The sequence below is a fragment of the Aquiflexum sp. genome, assembly GCF_041751335.1.
In the GTDB taxonomy this organism is placed as follows: domain Bacteria; phylum Bacteroidota; class Bacteroidia; order Cytophagales; family Cyclobacteriaceae; genus Aquiflexum.
Genome location: NZ_JBGSXS010000124.1, coordinates 1 through 2740, shown reverse-complemented (window position 1 = coordinate 2740; position 2740 = coordinate 1). Strand labels below are relative to the sequence as shown.

Below are 2740 nucleotides of genomic sequence, written 5' to 3'. Positions count from 1 at the left end.
TTCTTTAATCAGTTTAAACAAAATGCCCTTGTTGTCAAACGGAAGGTAGTACCGAACTAAACTCACTAATGAACTTGTATCGATAACTGCCCTCATCTCAGGTATTTTTCTAGCTGTTCAGGCTTGAGATGAAGGGTTTTGCAAAGTTCGTATTCATTGATGACACCATCAAAAAATGCTGTTTGGATGGCTGAAACAAACAAAGGGGATTGAATTGGTTTAGCCGGCGAAGCCATTGATTTTTTGCCCAATTCCTTTTCCAATTCCCGTTTCTTTTTTTCAGCTTCTTTCTTTGCAAGGATCTGATCCTCTTGGTCCCTTTTCATTTTACCATAGATTGCCCCAGACATTTTTCCTTTCCGAACAAGGTAGGTTAAAATGGCTGTAAAGCTCAAATGTGTTTTGTCTGAAATAGCCTTGATATCACCATATGAGTAATCGGTTGATTGGTTTATATCAGGTAAGTTATCCAAAATTGAGATATTGTTTCCTGCAAGGAATGAAAAAGCGAAGGTGTTGCACCATGCTTCAATATTATTGATTATTCCAAAAGCAAGGTTTTCATAATTCATTGACTCAACCTCTTCCTGATTGAGCAGATAATGTCCAAGCTCATGGGCAAGTGTGAAAATCTCCCTTTTTAGGTAATCTTGATTCCTTCTCAAAACGATCACATTAGGCTGAAGATAGAAGCCATCAATGTTACTTTTCTCATTTAGTGATGGATGTTCGACAAATTCAAAAACAAGAATATTGGCTTCTGCAAATTTGCCAATTATTGCTTCTAGAAATTTCTTAGGGTCTTTGGTAAATTTGGGCAATAAAACCTTCTGGATTTCCTTTGCCACAACATCAGGGTTACTGCTAATGCTAAAAATCGGCAAACTCCTTTCCATTATTAAATCAGAAAGCTTTGCCAACCCGGAAAGAGAAATTTTTAATTCTTCAAACTTGTTGACAGTTTTTTTTGCGGCAAGATTCAATTCTGATCCAAATTTTTCCTTTCGGTAGAATATGCTTGATTCTTTACTTTTTATTGGTGGATTGGGATCGAGATAATAAGATAATCCTTTAGAGAAAATTTTATCTATCCTCTTTAAATGATTGATTTGGATCTCTTCCTTAAAAATATCTTCCCAACTGAGCTTATTCTGAAGCCCCTTACTAACCAAATCCAAAAACTCTTCCTTTTCCAATCGAAATTGGAGAATGAGCTGTTGAATTCTGTCAATATTATAAGTAGTTGTTTTCATGAAGATTTATAGCCAACAGGGAAACGTAAAAATAGAAGAATAATTCAAAGAAGGTTCAATTATTTGTTTATCAACCTCTCCAACCTTCCCATCATCTCATCCTTCTCTTTTAGCATCCTTTCGTATAGGGCAATCTTTTCTTCATGGAGTTGGATGATTTTATCAACCGGGTGAATGTTGCAATTTTCATTTTTCTGGTATCCCACAGACCCATGATTAAAAGTGTTAGAAATAATATTCACAGCCTGTTCTTCATCAAAATTCTGGAAAGCTTCGACGGGCAGTTTGAGAACCTCTGCAATTTGGGAGAGGTGGCTGGCTTCTACCTCTTCTTTTTGTTCAAGGAGGGAGATTTTTTTTTGTGACCATTCATCTCCAAGTTGGAATGCTAAGACCTCTTGTTTGATGCCAAGCATTTCACGGAATCTTTTGATGTTTCTGCCTTGGTGGATTTTGCGGTCATTGGTATTTGCCATAGGGTTGGGTCGGTTTTAAACTAAATACAAGGTAGAGAAAAAAGCGTGTTTTTACAATGAGTTAGATTGACTAAACTAATCCAATATTGAAGGAGGGCATGCTGCCACATCCTCATACTTCGGAACAGGCAGCATGGACAAGGCAAAAGGCATTAATCCATTAAATGGATTGTATAAAAGTTGCAACACTACAATTTTATTTACCCAATATCCAGCATTTGCATTTTTATGAAAACCTCACCTTTCAAATGCCTCTGGATATTTCTTTTTAACCTCATAAATTTCGTTCAAACCTTCCATTAACCTGCTTTTTATTGAAGTTATATGATCAGTATCATCTATATCTACAAATTCTACAAGAGAAATTAAAAAATAAAAGTAAGAATTACCGTCTTCTTCAAATTCCCACATACTGTTCTCCATTATTAATTCGGATTCAAAAATTTTTTGGAGCTCATTTCCCTTTATATCTTTGGCAGGTATTTCAATACAAAAACCAATGTATGGAAATTGATGATCCTCCCACCACCAAAAGAAACCTACGCTTATCCAATAGGAAATATTTTTGAACTTTAAATAAACATAGTTAGAGTATTGGTTATTATTTAGTTGTGAGCTCCTACTAGAAGTTTTTGAAAATCCTCCGAAATTGGTTTCAAATTCAGGTTTAAAAATCTCCAAAATCTCATCCATTTTTGAAATTGTAGATGAAATTGTCTTCATTGCCATCATATCCTGTAGTGTAAAATTCTTAGGTTCATCCATACCGTATTCAATTAATAATTTTCTAAATTCTTTTGTGGTTTCATTGTTTGATTCAACGATAAGCCTAGAGACTTCATACCATCGTAACTGAATCAATGGGATATTTTTATCAATACTATCTTTTTTTTCAAAATATTTAGTGATGTAAAGAATACATCCTTTTTTATATTTATACATAAGGCTTTGAATGTAGGCGGTATAATCAGATAGCTGGTTTTTCCTCTCCCCTGATTCTACCTTGCACTC

3 protein-coding genes are annotated in these 2740 nt (G+C 34.7%); all 3 read right to left on the bottom strand.

Going from position 1 to position 2740, the window contains the following annotated elements:
- Window positions 1-92 precede the first annotated feature (92 nt).
- Window positions 93-1253, bottom strand: coding sequence for an ImmA/IrrE family metallo-endopeptidase (locus ACEW8U_RS06780; RefSeq protein ID WP_373521282.1), 1161 nt, complete (start codon window positions 1251-1253; stop codon window positions 93-95).
- A 59-nt stretch (window positions 1254-1312) separates the two neighbouring features.
- A complete protein-coding gene (locus ACEW8U_RS06775) occupies window positions 1313-1729 on the bottom strand; it encodes a helix-turn-helix domain-containing protein (RefSeq protein WP_373521281.1) in 417 nt (138 codons plus the stop codon).
- 237 nt (window positions 1730-1966) lie between these two features.
- Window positions 1967-2740, bottom strand: a 774-nt coding sequence (locus tag ACEW8U_RS06770) for a hypothetical protein (RefSeq protein WP_373521280.1), incomplete at its 5' end; no start/stop codon positions are given.